General features: G+C 66.0%; 16 protein-coding genes. 14 read left to right on the top strand and 2 right to left on the bottom strand.

Annotation, left to right across the window (positions count from 1 at the left end; translation table 11 throughout):
- Positions 1–42: 42 nt before the first annotated feature.
- Genes QRN11_RS02975 through QRN11_RS02955 form a run of 5 tightly spaced genes read left to right on the top strand, consistent with a single transcriptional unit; the run spans position 43 to position 5952 of the window.
- Positions 43–1347, top strand: coding sequence for an ABC transporter substrate-binding protein (locus QRN11_RS02975; RefSeq protein WP_285249816.1), 1305 nt, complete (start codon positions 43–45; stop codon positions 1345–1347).
- Positions 1344–2300 carry a carbohydrate ABC transporter permease gene (locus QRN11_RS02970; RefSeq protein ID WP_285249815.1) on the top strand — a complete coding sequence of 319 codons (957 nt, stop codon included), beginning with the start codon at positions 1344–1346 and terminating at the stop codon, positions 2298–2300. Before QRN11_RS02975 ends, QRN11_RS02970 begins: the two co-directional genes overlap by 4 nt.
- Positions 2293–3177, top strand: coding sequence for a carbohydrate ABC transporter permease (locus QRN11_RS02965; protein ID WP_285249814.1), 885 nt, complete (start codon positions 2293–2295; stop codon positions 3175–3177). Before QRN11_RS02970 ends, QRN11_RS02965 begins: the two co-directional genes overlap by 8 nt.
- 31 nt (positions 3178–3208) lie before the next feature.
- On the top strand, positions 3209–4573 hold the full coding sequence (locus tag QRN11_RS02960) for a glycoside hydrolase family 172 protein (RefSeq protein WP_285249813.1): 1365 nt from the start codon (positions 3209–3211) through the stop codon (positions 4571–4573).
- A 29-nt stretch (positions 4574–4602) separates the two neighbouring features.
- A complete protein-coding gene (locus tag QRN11_RS02955; protein ID WP_285249812.1) occupies positions 4603–5952 on the top strand; it encodes a glycoside hydrolase family 32 protein in 1350 nt (449 codons plus the stop codon).
- A gap of 80 nt (positions 5953–6032) precedes the next feature.
- Here the strand turns inward: QRN11_RS02955 and QRN11_RS02950 are convergent, their stop codons facing one another.
- Positions 6033–6905 (bottom strand): AraC family transcriptional regulator, encoded by an 873-nt coding sequence (locus QRN11_RS02950; protein ID WP_285249811.1) that lies wholly within the window; start codon positions 6903–6905, stop codon positions 6033–6035.
- Between the two features lie 183 nt (positions 6906–7088).
- Between QRN11_RS02950 and QRN11_RS02945 the strand changes: the two genes are divergently transcribed.
- From QRN11_RS02945 to QRN11_RS02935, 3 genes are all read left to right on the top strand, one after another.
- Entirely contained in the window at positions 7089–7607 is a 519-nt protein-coding gene (locus tag QRN11_RS02945) for a hypothetical protein (protein WP_285249988.1), read from the top strand.
- A gap of 215 nt (positions 7608–7822) precedes the next feature.
- Positions 7823–8905 (top strand): glycerophosphodiester phosphodiesterase family protein, encoded by a 1083-nt coding sequence (locus QRN11_RS02940; RefSeq protein ID WP_285249810.1) that lies wholly within the window; start codon positions 7823–7825, stop codon positions 8903–8905.
- Between the two features lie 195 nt (positions 8906–9100).
- Complete coding sequence (locus QRN11_RS02935; RefSeq protein WP_285249809.1) at positions 9101–9658, top strand: hypothetical protein; 558 nt, start codon at positions 9101–9103, stop codon at positions 9656–9658.
- Here the strand turns inward: QRN11_RS02935 and QRN11_RS02930 are convergent.
- A complete protein-coding gene (locus QRN11_RS02930; protein WP_285249808.1) occupies positions 9655–10470 on the bottom strand; it encodes an MBL fold metallo-hydrolase in 816 nt (271 codons plus the stop codon). The two genes, QRN11_RS02935 and QRN11_RS02930, sit on opposite strands and share 4 nt — an antisense overlap.
- 324 nt (positions 10471–10794) lie before the next feature.
- Between QRN11_RS02930 and QRN11_RS02925 the strand changes: the two genes are divergently transcribed.
- From QRN11_RS02925 to QRN11_RS02900, 6 genes are all read left to right on the top strand, one after another.
- Positions 10795–12135 carry an ABC transporter substrate-binding protein gene (locus QRN11_RS02925; protein ID WP_285249807.1) on the top strand — a complete coding sequence of 447 codons (1341 nt, stop codon included), beginning with the start codon at positions 10795–10797 and terminating at the stop codon, positions 12133–12135.
- Positions 12135–13028, top strand: coding sequence for a carbohydrate ABC transporter permease (locus tag QRN11_RS02920; RefSeq protein ID WP_142056925.1), 894 nt, complete (start codon positions 12135–12137; stop codon positions 13026–13028). Before QRN11_RS02925 ends, QRN11_RS02920 begins: the two co-directional genes overlap by 1 nt.
- Complete coding sequence (locus tag QRN11_RS02915; protein WP_285249806.1) at positions 13025–13882, top strand: carbohydrate ABC transporter permease; 858 nt, start codon at positions 13025–13027, stop codon at positions 13880–13882. Before QRN11_RS02920 ends, QRN11_RS02915 begins: the two co-directional genes overlap by 4 nt.
- 70 nt (positions 13883–13952) lie before the next feature.
- On the top strand, positions 13953–15032 hold the full coding sequence (locus QRN11_RS02910; RefSeq protein WP_285249805.1) for an ABC transporter ATP-binding protein: 1080 nt from the start codon (positions 13953–13955) through the stop codon (positions 15030–15032).
- On the top strand, positions 15033–16367 hold the full coding sequence (gene ggh / locus QRN11_RS02905) for a glucosylglycerate hydrolase (RefSeq protein ID WP_285249804.1): 1335 nt from the start codon (positions 15033–15035) through the stop codon (positions 16365–16367). It abuts the gene before it with no gap.
- Positions 16364–17524 (top strand): glycerate kinase, encoded by a 1161-nt coding sequence (locus QRN11_RS02900; protein WP_285249803.1) that lies wholly within the window; start codon positions 16364–16366, stop codon positions 17522–17524. The genes ggh and QRN11_RS02900 overlap by 4 nt, the downstream gene beginning before the upstream one ends.
- Positions 17525–17527 lie beyond the last annotated feature (3 nt).

Genomic DNA, 17527 nt, shown 5'->3' with positions numbered 1-17527 from the left:
CCAGCGCACCTCCCCCGGGCGCAGCATGCAAAGGAGCATTCCATGAGAAAAACAGTCCGCACGACCCTGGCCACAGCGGCAACCGCTGCCCTGCTGGCCCTCACAGCCTGCGGCAGCGGCACGGATGCAGCCACGCCGGCGGCGGACGGTCCCTACGCCGCTCCGGCCAAGGACATCACCGCCAGCATCTCCGTTTCCAACTGGGGCGATCCCGGCGACAAAGCCGTCTATGACGGCGTAGCCGAGCGCTTCAAGGAGAAGTATCCCAACGTCACGGTGAACAACAACTTCACCCCGATCACCACCTGGACCGAGTACGTTAACAAGCTCGTCACGCAGGCAGCAGCCGGGCAAGCGCCGGATGTCATCAACATCGCCACCGAGGGCGTCGAGCTGGGCCTGGCCAACGAGCTGTTCACACCCCTGGACGGCTTCCTCAAGAACGATCCGGAGGCCAAGTCCCTGCGCGAGGACATCGACCCCAAGCTCCTCGAAGGCTTCAGCAAGGACGGCTCCACGTATCTGATGCCCAACACGTTCAACACCATGGTGATCTACTACAACACCAAGATGTTTGCGGCCGCCGGGATTGAGCGCCCCAGCGACGACTGGACCTGGGACGACTTCCTGGAGATCTCCAAGAAGCTGACCACCGGCTCAGGCGCGGACAAGGTGTACGGGTTCGCCATGCCGTACTACTCCTTTGGCATCACCCCGTGGCTGTACTCCAATGGCACGTCCGTGATGAGCGATGATCTGGACAAGGCCCAGCTCACCGACGAGAAGGTTAAGGAAACCGTGGGCTGGGTCCGGGACCTCGTCACCAAGCACGGTGTATCCCCGCAGCCGAAGGGCTCCGACCCGTACCAGCTGTTCCCCGCCGGCAAGGCGGCCATGACCGGCGCCGGGCACTTTGTCACCGGCGGCTTCGAAAAGGCCGGCTTCAGCGACTACGACATCCTTCCGTGGCCGAAGGGCACCACCAAGTCAACCGTGTTCGGCGCCGGCGCCTTCGCAGTCTCCAAAGCGTCCAAGAACAAGGAGCTGTCCTGGGAGTTCATCAAGATGCTCACTGACCAGCAGACCCAGAAGAAATGGGCCGACGCCGGCGCCGCTGTCCCGTCCACCAGGACCGCCGCTTCGTCCCCGGATTTCCTTGCCTCCCCGGAGCACGCCGAAGAGTTCTACAACTCACTTTCCTACGCGAAGCCGGTAGCGGCTCCGCGTGCCTACAACGTGCTGGATCCGGCGTTTATGCGGGCCATGGACGAGATCATGTCCGGCCAGGACATCGGCGCCTCCCTTCAGAAGGCCCAAAAGGATGTTGAGGAGGCGTTGCAGCAGTGACCCTGATCGTCCCCCAAACTGAGCTGCCGCCCGCGCCCCCGTCCGGGCGCGGGGGCCGCCCCGGGCATCGAAGCGCCGCCCGCCGTCGGGAAGCCCTCACCGGCTACCTGTTTACGGCACCCACGGTGATCGGCTTCCTGGTCTTCGTCCTCGGCCCGCTCATCGCGGCCCTGTACCTCAGCCTCACCAAGTACAACATCCTCACGGCACCAAAGTTCATCGGACTGGACAACTACGTCCGGATGTTCCGGGATGAGCGGCTTGCCACGACGTACGGCAACACCGTCCTCTACGTGGGCGCCGCCGTCGTACTGATCAACGGGTTCGCGCTCCTGTTCGCCGTGCTGATCAACCAGCGGCTCCCCCGCGCGTTGACCTACGTGTTCCGCTCCGCCTACTTTTTCCCGTACCTGGTGGCGCTGGTGTACGTGTCCATCATCTGGCAGGCGCTCTTCCAGAAGGACACGGGCATCCTGAACTACTACCTCACCGCCATGGGCGGGGAACGGATCGACTGGCTCAACAGCCCGGAGTTCTCCAAAGTGTCAGTGGTCATCGTGGACACGTGGCGGAACGTCGGCTTCGCGATGCTGATCTTCGTGGCCGCCCTGCAGGAAGTCCCCAAGGACATGGTGGAGGCCGCCCGGATGGACGGCGCCAACGAGTGGCAGATTTTCCGCCGGATTGTCCTGCCGATGATCAGCCAGGCAACTTTCTTCAACATCACCATCACTATCATCGGCGCGTTCCAGATCTACGAATCGATCATCGTGCTCACCCGCGGCGGCCCCGGCGATGCCAGCCGCAGCGTGGTGATGTACATCGCCGAAGTGGCCTTCAACAAGTTCGACATGGGCTACGCCTCAGCCATCGCGGTGACCCTGTTCCTGATCATCATGCTGGTGACCATGGTGCAGTTCCGCCTCAGGAAATCATGGGTGAACAATGAGTAACGCCGTCCTCCCCTCCCGCACCCTTTCAGGACAGGACGTACGACGGCGGCGGCGCGCCGGCGTCGGGAAGTCCATTTCCGTCGGGCTGCTTGTCCTGGGCGCCGTCGGAATGATCGCCCCCTTCCTGTGGATGTTCACCACGTCCCTGCGGGACGCCGGCCACGCCTACGACCTGCCGCCGCAGTGGCTGCCCACCGAATGGGACTGGGGAAACTATGCCGCAGCAGTCAGCGGGCCGGTGCCCATCCTGCGGAACATGTTCAACAGCGCTGTCATAGCGATTGCCGTCAGCGTCGGCATGATCATCACCGCACCGATGGCCGGATACGCCTTCGCCAAGCTGGAATTCCCGGGCCGCAACTCCATCTTCGTGGGCCTGCTGTCCTCGCTGATGGTGCCGGCGCAGGTGACCATCATCCCGCTGTTCCTGCTCATGCGGAGCTTCGGCCTGCTGGACAACCCGCTCAGCCTGATCCTGCCCGGCATCACCGGAGCCCTGGGCGTATTCCTGCTCCGGCAGTTCTTCCTGGGCCTGCCCCAGGAGATCATCGACGCCGCCCGCATGGACGGGGCAACCGCCTGGCAGACCTACCGGCTGATCGCCCTTCCCCTGGCCAAAAACGCGGTCAGCACCCTCGGTGTCATCACCTTCCTGGGCAGCTGGAACGCCTACTTCGCCCCGTCCATCTTCCTCAACAGCACCGATACCGCCACCCTCCCGCTGGGCCTGGTCCTGATGCTCGGCCCCTACGGCGCCGGCAACGTGGCCCAGGTGATGGCAGCGACCACTATCGCCATCGCCCCGGCACTGATCGTCTTCCTTGTGGCACAGCGCTGGATCATCGCCAGCCTCACCCAGTCAGCCGTCAAGGGCTAAACCACCAACTCTTTTGAAAGGTACATCTACCATGGCAACATCGCCGCGCTCCGGCCTGCTCTCAAGCCTGACCAAGCTCTCCACGGCCCGCACCGCCCGAGCCTCCAGCTGGGACCAGACCGGCCGCAACCGGGACAACTGGATCATCATGCCCGGAGAGGAACGCGTCCTGGCGGACCTCGAAGGCCCCGGCGCCATCACCCACATCTGGATGACCCAGTCCTGCCGCATCCAGCCGGGGCCGGGACAGATCTCACCGGAACTGGTGGGTGTCCCCATGCTGGAAATCCACAACGCCCTGGGTGTCAGCTGGGAAGTGGTGGACCCGGACTATTACCGCAAGATCGTCCTGAAAATGTACTGGGATGACCAGGAAACCCCGAGTGTCATCGCACCCTTGGGCGACTTCTTCGGCCTGCTCAACTCGCTCTCCGGCTCCTACGACTCGCTGCCGCTCTCCGTCTCCGCCAAAGAACCTGAACTGAACACCTTCGGCGGCAGCGCGGCCTTCAACAGCTACTTCGAGATGCCGTTCAACTCACGGGCCCGGATCGTCGTCGAAAACCAGAACGATATCCCCTACCTGCAGTACTTCTACATTGACTACGAGCTGTACACCGAGCCCCTCCCGGAAGACACCGCGTACTTCCACGCCCACTGGCGCCGGCAAAAGCCCAACGCCGGCTGGGGCCCGGACCTGCAGACTAACAGCATCGAAGTGGCCATCCCCAACCTCACCGGCGAGGACAACTACGTTGTGCTTGAGACCGAGGGCCAGGGCCACTACGTGGGCTGCAACCTGGCCGTGCGGCATTTCCAGGGCTCCTGGTGGGGCGAGGGCGATGACATGATCTTCATCGATGACGACACCTGGCCGCCCAGCCTCCACGGCACCGGCATGGAGGACTACTTCGGCCACGCCTGGGGAATGCAGCACAACGCCTTCCTCATGAACGGCACCATGGTCCATGAGGAAAATGTGCCAGGCTTCCACCACAGCTACCGCTTCCACATGACCGATCCCATCCGGTTCCAGAAGCGCATCAAAGTCACGTTCGAGCACGGCCACGCCAACCACCTCTCCGATGACTGGTCTTCCACCGCCTACTGGTACCAGACGCTTCCCTCTCCCGTCCTGGACATCGACGCCGTGGAGGATCGGCTGCCGCTGCGCCCGCGGGACCAGGTGGAAGAACTCCCGCTGCCGGAGCTGACGCCCGCGCAGCAGGCTGCCCGTGACGCGGCCGCCGAGCGGATGCAGAAATTCACGGAGGCCCGTGACGCCGTCCGGAACGAGCGGCGGGCCGAAATAGACCAGTGGGAAAAGGCCAACGCGGAGCAGGCCCGGGACATCCGGCAAAGGTTCCACGCCGCCAACAGCGTCCCGGTCTCCTGACCATTCCTACCGCAACCACGAGGACCAGCATGAATGCGCACGAACTGCGGCCCGCCTTCCACTTCACTGCCGCCGAGGGATGGATCAACGATCCCCTGGGCGTTACGTGGAAGGACGGCCAGTACCACCTCTTCTACCAGTACGTCCCCGGCCGCACCACCTGGGCGTCCAACTGCCACTGGGGCCATGCCACGTCCCCGGACATGGTCGCCTGGACGGAGCAGGGTGTCGCCATCGCCCCGGGTGACGGGGACGACGGCGTCTGGTCGGGTTCCATCGTGACCGACGCCGGTGGCGCCGCCACCATGTTCTACACTTCCGTCACCGAGCCGGACCTCGGCATCGGCACCGTGCGGACCGCCACCCCGGACGACGCTTCCTGGAACAGCTGGGCCAAGGGCGGAAAGCTGATGACCGCCCCCGAGCTGGGCGTGGTGGCCTACCGGGACCCGTTCGTGTTTCGCGACGGCGGGCAGTGGCGCATGTTCGTGGGCGCCGGGCTTGAGGGCGGCACGGCAGCCGCCGTCTCCTACAGTTCCCCTGATTTGAAGCAGTGGACCCTGGACGGCATCGCCGCGCAGCGTTCCGGCGCTGAGATGGAACCGGTGTGGACCGGCACCATGTGGGAGTGCCCGCAGCTGTTCGAGATTGATGGCTCGCACGTGCTGGTCACGTCCATTTGGGAGGACGATGTCCTGCACTACGTGGCCTACGGGGTGGGCACCTACTCCGACGGCACGTTCACTGCACGTTCCTGGGGCCAGCTCAGCTACGGCAAGAGCTACTACGCGCCCTCCTTCTTCCGGGACAAGGACGGTGTGCCGGCACTGATCTTCTGGGTCCGCGGCGTCATCAGCCCCGACGGCCAGTGGGCCAGCGCCCTCAGCGTCCCGCACACACTCACCTTGGACGGCGACACCCTGGTGGCCACACCCCACGCCGACCTCGCCAACTACACGCAGACCGCGCGCGTGGAGCAGTTGGGCGGCGGTGCCTATGAAACCGTGCTCGACGGCGGCGCGGACCTTCGCTGTACAGTCGCCGCTGGGACGGTCATCTGCTTCGGGAGCCCGGACGGCCAGCTGGCCGCGCTTCGCCACAACGGGGCCGGCCTGGAGGTGACGGCGCCCGGAAACGCCGACTTCACCGGGGTATTCCTCCCGGTTGCTGAGGGGACAGACGTCCGCGTCCTCATCGACGCCGGAGTGCTGGAAATCTCCGGCCAACAGGGCATCATGGCGGTTCCGCTGCCCATCACGGTCGCGGCGGTAACCCTTACCGTGACCGGTCCGCAGGAGCTGAGCCTGGCGATGGTCGGCTCGGTGGAAACCCCGCAGGATGACCATGCAAAAGCACAGCCAGCCCTGACAGGTCGCTAAAGCGCCAGCGCTTCCACCCGTCCCTGGGATTCAAGGACTCTGCCGGCCGCCTGGCAGCACCAGCCCGTACGCTGGCGCTGCTAGGCGGCAGGCGGAGTAGTTTTCGCTTCGATCGGTAGCCACAGCTGTCCGCGGCCCCTCGAACCGTCCGGTTCCGGCTGGACGGTCAGCAGTTGTGGTCCTGGCGCCCATAGGTAGGGGTTGGCGGGGAACCACTCGGCGGCGGCGTCGGCCCACAGCTTTTGCAGGGCCTCGGGGAATTTTCCCTCAGTCTCGAAGACCACCCACAGGCCGGCCGGGACTTCCTTGGAGTCAAATCCTTCCGGCACCGGCTGCGACGATGCCGCGGCACGCCAGTAATCCAGTTCGCTCCCCTCGGTTCCCGGCTCCTCGATGTTCTCGGTGACCGCCACGAGACCGAGCGGCTCGGTGTCGGACAGCTCGGCCAGGCGTGGCCGCACCGAGGGGTCCAGTCCCCGCTCGAACGCCTCTATGCCTGGGTTGGGTCCTTCATAGATGAGCCGGATCCGTGTCCTGAGGCCAATCAGGCGGAAGGCTTCCTTCTTGACGATCTGGTGTTTCATGCCTGCGCTCCCTTCAATTCGAAGATGGAATCTCAATTGCGGTTGTGAGTGGAGCACGGCGCCGGGGCGGCGTGCCTGTGAGGGGCTAAGCCCATGCATGGCTTTGAAGGCGCGGGTGAACGCCTCGGCGGACCCGTACCCGTACCGTGTTGCGACGTCCAGCACCCCCTGGCCGGCAATGATTTCGGCCGTCGCCGCCGTGAGTTTCCGGCGCCGGATGTACTCGGAGACGGGCATGCCGGCCAGCGAGGCGAACATCCGCCGGAAGTGGTACTCCGAGGTGAGCGCGACGCGGGCCAGCCCGCCGACGTCGACCGGCGCGGTCAGGTCCGCCTCAATGAGCTCAACGGCCCGGTTCCATTCCTGCACGGCATCCTCCCCTTCCCTTCTACGGTATGGCCAGCAGGGTTCAGGCAACCCAACTATCCCTGCCCGAAAAGATCAGGCGCCCGGCAAGTTGAGGCAGAAGGAGCCGCCGAAGCCCTCTTGACAGGCCCCAGATCTGGCCTTCTGATTCACGTACCTACTTGATCAGGAAAGGCCGTGGTGGCTATGCCTGCCATCCAAGCAACTCCCCCGGCGAAGCAGTCCCGCCTCCGGACGGGAGCCGGCCTCATGGCACTGGCCGGGCTGGCCTTCGTGGCATACGCCGCGGTCTTCCTGGCGCTCAACTTCGCCGGCACCTTCCTGGAGTTGGGCATCGGGCCCGATGAAGTGGACAAGACCAAGGCGGACGTGGAGGCGTTCAGCCCACAGCTGTTTCACTACATCAGCCACCTGCACATCGCCCTCAGCGGTTTTATCGCCGCCACCGGGCTGGCCCTAGCCGGCCTCGCCTGGTTCGGGGTGCGCCGCGGAGAACGGTGGGCCTTCACCACAGCCGTCGTCATCACAGTTGCCGGGCTCGCCGTCGCAGTCCCCGCACACTACCCGTGGGGCCTGGCCACGCTTGGGCACCTCGGCCCGGTCTACCTGGCCGTCCTGATTTTCCTGGCCGGGGCCGGGACAGCGTTCAGCGGGCTGCGAATGGACTCCGCCTCCTCTCCGCGCCCGGCGGATGCAGCGGACTAAGCGAGGACGCTCTCCGCGCAAGGCGTACGACGGCGGCGCGCGGCCGCCGTCGTACGCCCACCTCATTAAGGTACGGGCCTGCGCAGGGCGCCCCGGGTCGCCTCACGTTCACCGCGGTGTCATGTGTTCGCTGCCTGCCGGACTCATTCAGTACGGCACTCAGGTGAACAGTGGTGCGTGCTCATTACCGATGACATCAACGTGGAGAATTCACCATGAAGCACACCAAGCTGCTGACCGCGGCTGCACTCGCTGCCGGCCTGGCCCTGGGAACATCCCTTCCCGCCCACGCAGCGGACACCAACCCCAACGGCACGGACAACCATTTCGACCTGCAGGCGCACCGCGGCGGGCTCGGCCTCACCGTCGAATCCACCCTGGCCTCCTTCGCCAAGGGCCTCGAGACAGGCGTCTCCACCCTCGAACTCGACCTGCAGATCACCAGGGACGGCCGCGAAGTCATCACCCATGACCGCAAGATCAGCGGCCAGAAGTGCCAGGACACCGCCCCGGTCACCCCGGCAGATCCGCAGTTTCCCTACGTGGGCAAATACATCAAGGACCTCACCTTCGCCCAGGTCCGCAGCCTGGACTGCGGGTCGCTGACCCTGCCCCAGTTCCCGGGCCAGCAGGCCTCCCCCGGCGCCAAAATGCCCACACTCGCCGAGGTCTTCGACCTCACCCGGCAGTACCGTGCCAGCCAGGTCAAGTTCAACATCGAAACCAAAGTCGAAGCGGGCGCCCCGGAGCAGACGGCACCGCGCGAGCAGTTCGTGGACGTCGCACTGCGGGAGATCAACGCCGCGAACATGGCCGGCCGCGTCTCCATCCAGAGCTTCGACTGGGGCTCACTGCGCCTGGTCAAGGAACGCCAGCCCGGCATCCGCACCGTCGCCCTGACCAACAAGGACTTCCTGCAGGCCGGCAAGCCCGAAGCCTCACCGTGGCTCGGCGGGATCGACTCGGATGACTTCGGCGGTGACCTGGTGGACTCAGCCGCTTCCCTCGGCGTGGACGCCATCTCCCCTGTTCACGGCACACCCCAGAACGGCACCGTCACCGACGCAGGATACGTCCCCTACGTCACGGCCGACATGGTGAACCGCGCCCACGCCAAAGGCATGCAGGTCATCCCCTGGACGGTCGATGACAAGCCCACCATGCGCGCCCTCATGGACACCGGCGTGGATGGACTGATCACCGATTACCCCAACCGCCTGCGCGAGGTCATGGCCGAGCGGTCCCTGAAGCTGCCCAAGCAGTTCACCTTGGAGCCCGGCGCCTCAGCAGCCAGCTGACTCCACCAACCACTGAATGCCCCTGCCCCCACTACCCGGGACAGGGGCATTCCCTTTTCCAGGTTCCTCCCGGCCGCGCCCAACTCTTGAGCCGCAACAAACACGTTTAGGGCACCAAGTGCTGGACAGCGGGCCGCGGCGCACCTCACTCTGGTGTGAAGCCGCCGGCAGCGTGGCTTGGAACAGGAGACCGGCGTGGCGATTTCGGGAGGCTTTTTCGGACGTGCTTTCCACCGGCACGATGCCACCCCGCCGTCCCTCGTCGATTTGCTCCCGGTTTCCGGCCACCAATTGCGGATGCGGGTGGAACCGCGCCTGGCTGAGCTTGTTGGAACGGTGGTGGCGACGCTTCGGGCCGCCGGAGTGAGGCCCATCCCCGTCACCGACCCCCACGGGCGGCAATGGGCTCCCGCCTACGTCCTGGGCAGGCTGGAACTGGAAGGTGCCCGGGCGGAAACGGCCTCCAACATGGCCGTGGCGGAGGTGGTGCTGGACGGCTCAGGCCGGTTGGCCCGCAACCATCCCGTGCAGGTCACAGGCAACGCCCACAGGCTGGTGCCTGTCAGCTGCCCGAGCGTGGCTGACAGCTATGAGCAGTTCATCCGCGCCCTGAAAGTTGCGGAAGAACCCCGCGGCGATGGTTTGGTCCTCACCCCGCACGGGAGCCTGATGATTGCCGGCCCCGAAGGCGAACCTCTTGCTTTGGCTGACTATTTGGACAGCCTCTGCCGCACCGGGGCCTATCCCGCCTAGTTCTCCCGGCGGGTCTCCTGCAGCCGCTTGATGAACCAACGCGACTGTTCCGGCCCGTAGGGCAGCACCGGGATGGCCTTGGTGGCATCGTCCGGGGTGTCCCGGATGGACCCGCGGGCCTGGCGGACCGCGGTGGTCATGGTGTTGGCCATGGTCTTGACGAACTGGTCGCTGCACGGCTTCCCGTGCCCCGGGATCAGGAACTCGTAGCGGTGGCGGAGCGCCGAGATGTGCCGGAGCGCGTCCGCCCACTCCTCCGGGTACGAGTCTTCGAAGGACGGGTGGGCGCCCTGCTCCACCAGGTCACCCACGTACAGGGTGGTGGGGGTGCCCACCAGCAGGTCGCCGTCGGTATGGCCGCGGCCCAGGTAGAACAGGGTGGCGGTGAGCCCGCCGAGATCAACCAGCACGGGCTGGTCCTTCACCAGGGCGTTGGGAACCACGAGCTCCACGTTCTCGCCCTCGCCCGTGGACATCTCCGGCTCCAGCGTCCCCACGAAGCGGCGCTGGAGGTCCCCGCGTGAGTCGATTTCAGTGGCGCAGTTCTGGTGCGCCCAAAACTCCGTGACGCCGGCTTCAGCAAACACGGCGTTGCCGAAGAAGTGGTCGTAATGCGCGTGGGTGTTGACGACGACGAGCGGCAGCTGGGTCTTCTCCCGCACCGCGTCCAGGATCTCCCGCCCCTGCCGGGGGCCGCAGCCGGTATCGATCACCATGGCCCGCTCGGATCCCACGATCAGTCCGGTGTTCAGCAGCGATCCTTCGGTGACCAGCACATAGTTGTTCGCGCCGACTTCGAGCCATTCCGACATTGTTTCTCCGTACCTCCGGCAAAGCAGTGTTCGTTCGTCTAGGCGTCGATTGTACCCACCGGCCCTTGGTTGAGCCTGGGGCCACGCCTGCAGGGTTCCCTGGCCGAGCTTGCGAGGTAGGGAGCGGGTGGGGAATGAAACCCCGTGAGGCCGTTCGGTGGCCGGAGTCTCCTGGAACCGTACGCGGTGCCATGCGGCCGCAGCCGGGCACCGCCGGGGAGGGCGGCCGCACCCTCAATACGTCGTGACCCTTGACACATTCCAACTTCTGTCCAATGCTTAAACGAAAGTGCCGCAGAGCCGCGCACTCGAATGGAGTAGTGCATGAACCACCAATTCCCCTCCCCAAACCACCTGCCCTCCCGCCGCAGCATGCTGCTGGCCGGCCTGGGGGCAGCCCTCTCGGCCCCTTTCCTGTCCGCATGTGCAGGCTTCGATACCAGCGGAGCAGCCGCCGGCAGCGGAACCGTGAGTTTCCTGTCCACGCAGTTCACGCCTGTCGAGGAAAAGCAGCGCTATGAGCAAGTCCTGAAGAAATCCCTCCGGGTGCCCGTCGCCTATAACGCGGTCGATCCCAGCGTCTTCGCCTCCACGGTGAAAACCCAGACGTCCGCCCAGAACATCCGCACCTCGCTGCTCGGCGGGCTACACGGTGAGCTGGCGCCGCTGGCAGGTTCGCTGGAGAACGTGGACAGCATCCTCTCGGACCTGGCCGGCCGCGGGTTCGCCAAGGAGATCCTGGAACTAACCAAGGCGGGCACGTCCTCGGCGAAGTACGTCCCCTGGATGCAGGCAACCTATGTTGTGGCCATTAACAAGAAGGCCCTCGAATGGCTGCCGTCCGGCGTGGACGTCAACAACCTCAGCTATGAGGACTACCTGGCGTGGGCCAAGGCAGCCAAGCAGGGCGCCGGACGCCCCGTGTTCGGCATGCCGGCAGGCCCCAAGGGCCTGCACCACCGCTTCTACCAGGGATTCCTGCTGCCCAGCTTCACGGGCGGCCAGATCACCACGTTCCGCAGCCCTGACGCCGTGGAAGCATGGAAATACATGCAGGACCTGTGGGACAACATGGTGCCTGCATCCACCAACTTCGACGCCATGCAGGAACCCCTGGGCCGGGGCGAAGTGCTGGTGGCGTGGGACCACGTGGCCCGGCTGATCAAGGCCCCTGCGGACAACCCCGGCGAGTGGCTCATGGTGCCTGCCCCCCAAGGCCCCAAAGGCCGTGGCTACATGCTGATCGTGGCCGGCCTCGCCCTGCCCACGGGTGGAACCGAACGCGAATTGGCCGAACAGGTGATCCGTGGCCTGTCCGAACCGCTGACCCAGGTGGAAACCCTGCGGCAGAATGCCTTCTTCCCCACCGTCCAGACCGAACTCCCCACGGACCTGGCCGGCGCCATCGCCCTCGAAGCCGGCGCCGTCCGGCTGCAGCAGCGGTCCGAGGGCGCGCTGCTGGCATTGCCGCCAGTGGGCCTGGGAGCCAAGGAGGGTGAGGTGTCCCAGATCTTCAAGAACGTCTTCCAGGAAGTCTGCCTGAACAACCAGGACATCCAGCCTGTCCTGGACCGGCAGGCGAAGGAACTTAACACCATCGTCCAGGAACTCAACGTCCCGTGCTGGGCGCCCGATCCCGTCTCCGCGAAATGCGAGGTAGCGTAATGACCGTCCAAGCGCCCCCGGCTCCCGCCAAAGCCGCCGCCCCCGCGCGGCGCCGCCGCGTCCCGGCCGCGGTCTGGCTGATCGGGCCCTCCGTCCTCTTCATGACCCTCCTCCTGGGCTGGCCTGTGGTGGAAGGCGTCCTGCAAGCCTTCCGGAACGAGCAAGGCTTCACCCTCGAGTTCGTGAACCGCATGGTCCAGGACCCGTACTTCTGGCCGGCCGTGCGCAACACGCTGCTGCTGATCGCTGTGATGATCCCCATCCAGTTCGCCTTCGCCATCACCATGGCGCTGCTCCTGCGCGCCAATCCGCGGCTGAACAAAGTCCACTTCTTTGTCTGGGCCATCCCCCTGGCTCTCAGCGACCTCGCCGCCGGCCTGGTGTGGCTCTCCATCTTCAATGACCGCGGCTACCTGAACTCGGCCCTGTCATGGCTGGGCATCGAGGGCATCTCCTGGCTGGCCTATGACAACCAGACCACGATGTTCATCTGCGTCCTGATCGCAGAACTGTGGCGGGCAACCTCGCTCGTGCTGGTGATCGTCGTCGCAGGCCTGCAGGGCATCCCGAAGGACTACGACGAGGCCGCCCAGGTATTCGGGGCAACGTTCTGGCAGCGCCTGCGCCACGTCACCCTGCCCCTCCTGAAACCCAGCCTCCAGGTGGCCCTGATCCTCCGCACCATCCTGGCGTTCCAGACGTTCGCGGTGGCACAGGCCCTGACCGGGCAGAACTTTCCGCTGGTGGTGGGGGAAACCTACCGCTGGTACACGGGGCTGCAGAACCCCAATGTCGCTGCCGCCCTGGCCTTGGTGATCCTGGCTGTGTCCATGCTGACGTCCATCTTCTACCTGCGGGCTCTCCGCGACAAGACCCAGGAAGGCACGCGATGAGCCAGGCAACCGCAGCCCACGCAACAGTCGATACCGCACCGCTGAAGCGCCAGAAACGGAACAGGGTCCTGCTGCAGCTCGCCTGCCTCGCCGTCTCCCTGTTCATGCTGGTCCCCATCTACCTGATCTCCCTGGCGGCGCTGTCCACCCGCGAATCCCTCAATAAGTTCCCGCTGAGCCTGCTGCCCACCAGCTTCTCGTTGGAAACGCTCAACGCGTTCCTTGGCTCCACCGGCGTCTTCGGTGCACTGGGCAACTCGCTGATTGTCGGCGTCGGCACCCTGCTGCTCTCCGCGCTGATCGGCGTCCCGGCCGGTTACGCCCTGGCCCGGTTCGCCTTTCCCGGCAAGGAGCCGTACCAGCTGTTCCTGCTCTTCACCCGCGCACTGCCCATCGTGGTGTTGTCCGTCCCGCTCGCCAGGCTCTTCCTCACCGTGGACATCTACGACACCACCTACGGCGTGATCCTGCTGCACACCGCACTGGCGCTGCCCACCACCATCCTCATATCCGCCAGCGTGTTCCTTGGCGTCCCGCATGACGTAGAGGAGGCGGCCCGGGTATTCGGCTGCAGCCCGTTCAGCGCCTTCATGCGGGTGGTGATGCCCATGGCCCTTCCCGGCATCGCCGCCGCCTCGATTTTCACGTTCGTGATGTCCTGGAACGAGGTCCTCGGCGCATCGATCCTCACCCTGGACCACCGCACCCTGCCGGCCCAGGTGCTCACCTCGCTGGCCGATTCGCCCCTCGCCTACCGGTTTGCCGGCGGCTTCGCGCTGGTGATCCCGTCCATCATCTTCATCGCCTTTATGCGCCGTTACCTCACCAACATGTGGGGCTCCACCATCCGCTGACCCGGCCAGCCGGGTCCTCCCGGCATCCACAAACTTCCCAGCTTCCAGAATCCCCCAAGGAGCCGATCCCATGGCTGATATCACCATTTCCAACCTCGTCAAGACATACCCAGGCGGCACTGAACGGGCCACCGACGACGTCTCCCTGCACATTGCCGACGGCAGCTTCACGGTGCTCCTGGGCCCGTCCGGCTGCGGCAAGACCACGCTGCTGCGCATGCTGGCCGGGCTTGAACTGCCCGACTCCGGCGCGGTCACCATCGGCGGGCGCGACGTCACCTACCTGCCGCCGAACAAGCGCAACATCTCCATGGTGTTCCAGTCCTACGCCGTTTTCCCGCACCGCTCCGTCCGTTACAACATCGGCTTCGGGCTGCAGATGGCCAAGGTGCCGAAGGAGCAAATCGACAAGAAAGTCCAGTGGGCTGCGGACCTGCTGCAGCTGACCCCGTACCTGGACCGGCTGCCGGCCAAGCTCTCCGGCGGCCAGCGCCAGAGGGTGGCCGTGGCCCGGGCCATCGTGGTGGACGCGGACGTGCTGCTCATGGATGAGCCGCTGTCCAACCTTGACGCCCTGCTGCGCCTGAACTTCCGGTCGGAGCTGAAGAAGATCGTGCAGGACCTCGGCACCACGACGGTCTACGTCACCCACGACCAAAGCGAGGCACTCTCCCTCGGCGACCAGGTTGCCGTCATGCGCAAGGGCCGGATTGCCCAGCTCGGCGATCCGCTGGATGTTTATGACGCCCCGAGCGACCGCTTCGTGGGCGGCTTCATCGGCTCCCCGCCCATGAACTTCGTGGATGCCGCAGTGACCCCTGACGGCGAACTGGTGGTCGGGGACCAGCGGCTCATGGCGCCGTCCCTGCTCCGGTCCTTCGGGAACCACAACATCGTCCTGGGTGTCCGGGCCGAAAACGTGTCCGTGGCCAAGGACCGCGAGTCCGGGTACATCGCCGCCACGGTGCTGGTGGTGGAACCGATGGGCTCCACCATCCTGCTCACTGTGGACGTGGAGGGCCAGACCCTCAAGGTCCAGGCCCCGCCGAGCTTTCGGACCGCACCGCACCAGACCATCTGGCTGGGCTTCTCCCCCAACACGATGCGCTTCTACGACCGCGAAACCTCAATGGCACTGGAGGCCAACTAAATGAACGCCCACCCCAACGTCAGCACCGACGAGCTCCGCGCTGCGGCGATGGAAGTGCTCCGGCGCAACGACCTGGGCACCATGACGACGGCGGCGCCGGACCTTTATCCCCACATGTGGAGTTGGGATGCGGCGTTCGTCGCGATCGGCCTCGCCAGGGTGAGCGTACCCCGCGCCATCACCGAACTGCGGACCCTGCTGGCCGCGCAGTGGTCCAGCGGAATGATCCCCCATATTGTGTTCAGCGACGACGAAGAGCGCTACTTCCCGGGCTTCGACCGCTGGGGCACGGCCACCGCCGAGGCACTCCCGGAGGGTGTCAAGAGCAGCGGCATCTGCCAGCCGCCCGTGCACGTGATTGCCCTCCAGCACATCCTGGACCGGGGCCGGGAGAACGGCGGCAGCGACCAGGCGGCGGCAGAAGAGTTCCTTCGCGAGTCCTTCGACGGCTGGCTGGCCTGGCACCGCTGGCTGGCCGAGGTCCGCGATCCGGACGGGGTGGGCCTGGTGGAGATCCACCACGGCTGGGAATCGGGCTTTGACAATTCACCACGCTGGGACGGCCCGTATGCGGCCATCCAGCCCGGCGAGCTGGAGCCCTTCACGCGCCGGGACACCCTCCACGTGGCGGATCTTAGGGAGCGCCCGGACGATGCCGAGTACGCAAAGTACCTGTGGCTGGTCCAGCAGATGGCGTCCGTGGGCTTTGATGACCAGGCCGTCCAGGAGATCGTGGACTTCCGGGTTCGGGACGTCTTCTTCTCCGGAATCATGGCAGCGTCCACCGAGGTCCTGGCCGCCCTGGCCCAGGAGATCGGCCGCCCCGAGGCCGCTGAACTGCGTGAAATGGCCGCGCGCTTCCGTCGCGGTGTGGCATCCACCGTGGATCCGGAAACGGGATTGGCCAGGGACTACGATGTCCTGGCCGGCAAGTGGATTTCCACCGAAACGGTCTCCGGTTTCGCGCCGCTGGTGGCCGGCGGCGACACCGCACTCCTGGCCAGCCAACGCGAACTGCTGCTGGGCAAGGACTGGATGGGGTTTCCCGGCATGAAGTTTGCCCTGCCGCCGTCCACCTCGCCCGCCAGCGCGGCGTTCAGGCCCCGGACGTACTGGCGCGGCCCGGTCTGGCCGTTCCTGAACCTGCTGCTGGGCTGGGCCAGCGCCCGCGACGGGCAGCGGGACCTGTACGAGGCTCTGCGCACCGAGTCCCTGCAGCAGCTGTCCGACCTCACGTTCGCCGAATACTATGAGCCGTTCACGGCGGAGCCCCTGGGCAGCCTGGCCCAGGCATGGACGGCGGCGGCTGCCCTGGAATGGCTGGGCCGCCCGTGACCACAGTGCTGGTGGCGTGTGACAAGTTCAAGGGCAGCCTTACGGCCGCCGAAGTCTGCGCGGCAGTGGCCTCAGGCATCAAAAAGGCCCGTCCCGGGACGGACGTGGTGGCGCTTCCCATAGCCGACGGCGGTGACGGCACCGTTGCGGTGGCGCTGAACGCGGGTTTTGAGGAGATCACGACGACGGTCACGGGACCGGGCGGGCAGCGGGTGGCATCCTCATTTGCCTTGAACCGCGACGACGGTACAGCCGTTGTGGAAATGGCCCGGGCGTCGGGGCTGCTTCAGCTTCCCGGGGGGGTTCCCGATCCGCTGTTCGCCACCACGTTCGGCACCGGCGAGCTGGTCCGGGCGGCCCTTGATGCGGGTGCCCGGACCATTGTCCTGGCCCTTGGCGGCAGTGCAACCACGGACGGTGGCGCCGGTTTCCTGCAGGCGCTCGGCGCCAACCTCTCGCGGGCTGACGGGTCCCCGCTGGAACGCGGCGGCTCGGCACTGGCCGGCTTGGCCGCCGTCGGCCTTGACACGCTTGATCCGCGGCTGGCCGGCTGCCGGATCATCCTGGCCGCGGATGTGGACAATCCGCTCCTGGGTCCCAACGGGGCCGCCGCCGTCTATGCGCCGCAAAAGGGCGCTACCGCGGCGGACGTGGAACTGCTGGAAGAAGGACTCCGGCACTACGTGCAGGTCCTGCAGGCAGCCGGGGTTCCCGCCGGTGCCGAGGACGTGCCGGGTGCTGGGGCAGCCGGCGGCCTGGGCTTTGCCGCCCAAAGCATCCTGGGTGCCACCACCAGGGCGGGGATCGATGTGGTGATGGACATCGCGGGGTACCGCCATGCCCTGGCTGCCCTGACCGGCGCCGACCTGGTGGTGACCGGGGAGGGCTGCCTTGATGAACAGACCCTCAACGGCAAGGCGGTGGCGGGCATCGCCCAGGCGGCGTGGGAAGCGGGTGTTCCCACGGTGGCAGTGTGCGGGCAGCGGCACCTGGGACGCAGCGAACTGGCCCAAAAGGGCATCAGCCAGGCCTACGCCCTCACCGAGCGTGAACCGGACGTTGCCCGCTGCATGGCGCAGGCCGCGGCCCTGCTGGAGGACTCCGCTGAGCAGCTCGCACGGGACTGGATCAGGGCACACGCTTCCTTCCCGGTATGAAGT

The organism is Pseudarthrobacter sp. fls2-241-R2A-168, from assembly GCF_030209335.1.
Classification (GTDB): domain Bacteria; phylum Actinomycetota; class Actinomycetes; order Actinomycetales; family Micrococcaceae; genus Arthrobacter.
This window is presented reverse-complemented; position numbering and strand designations above follow the sequence as displayed.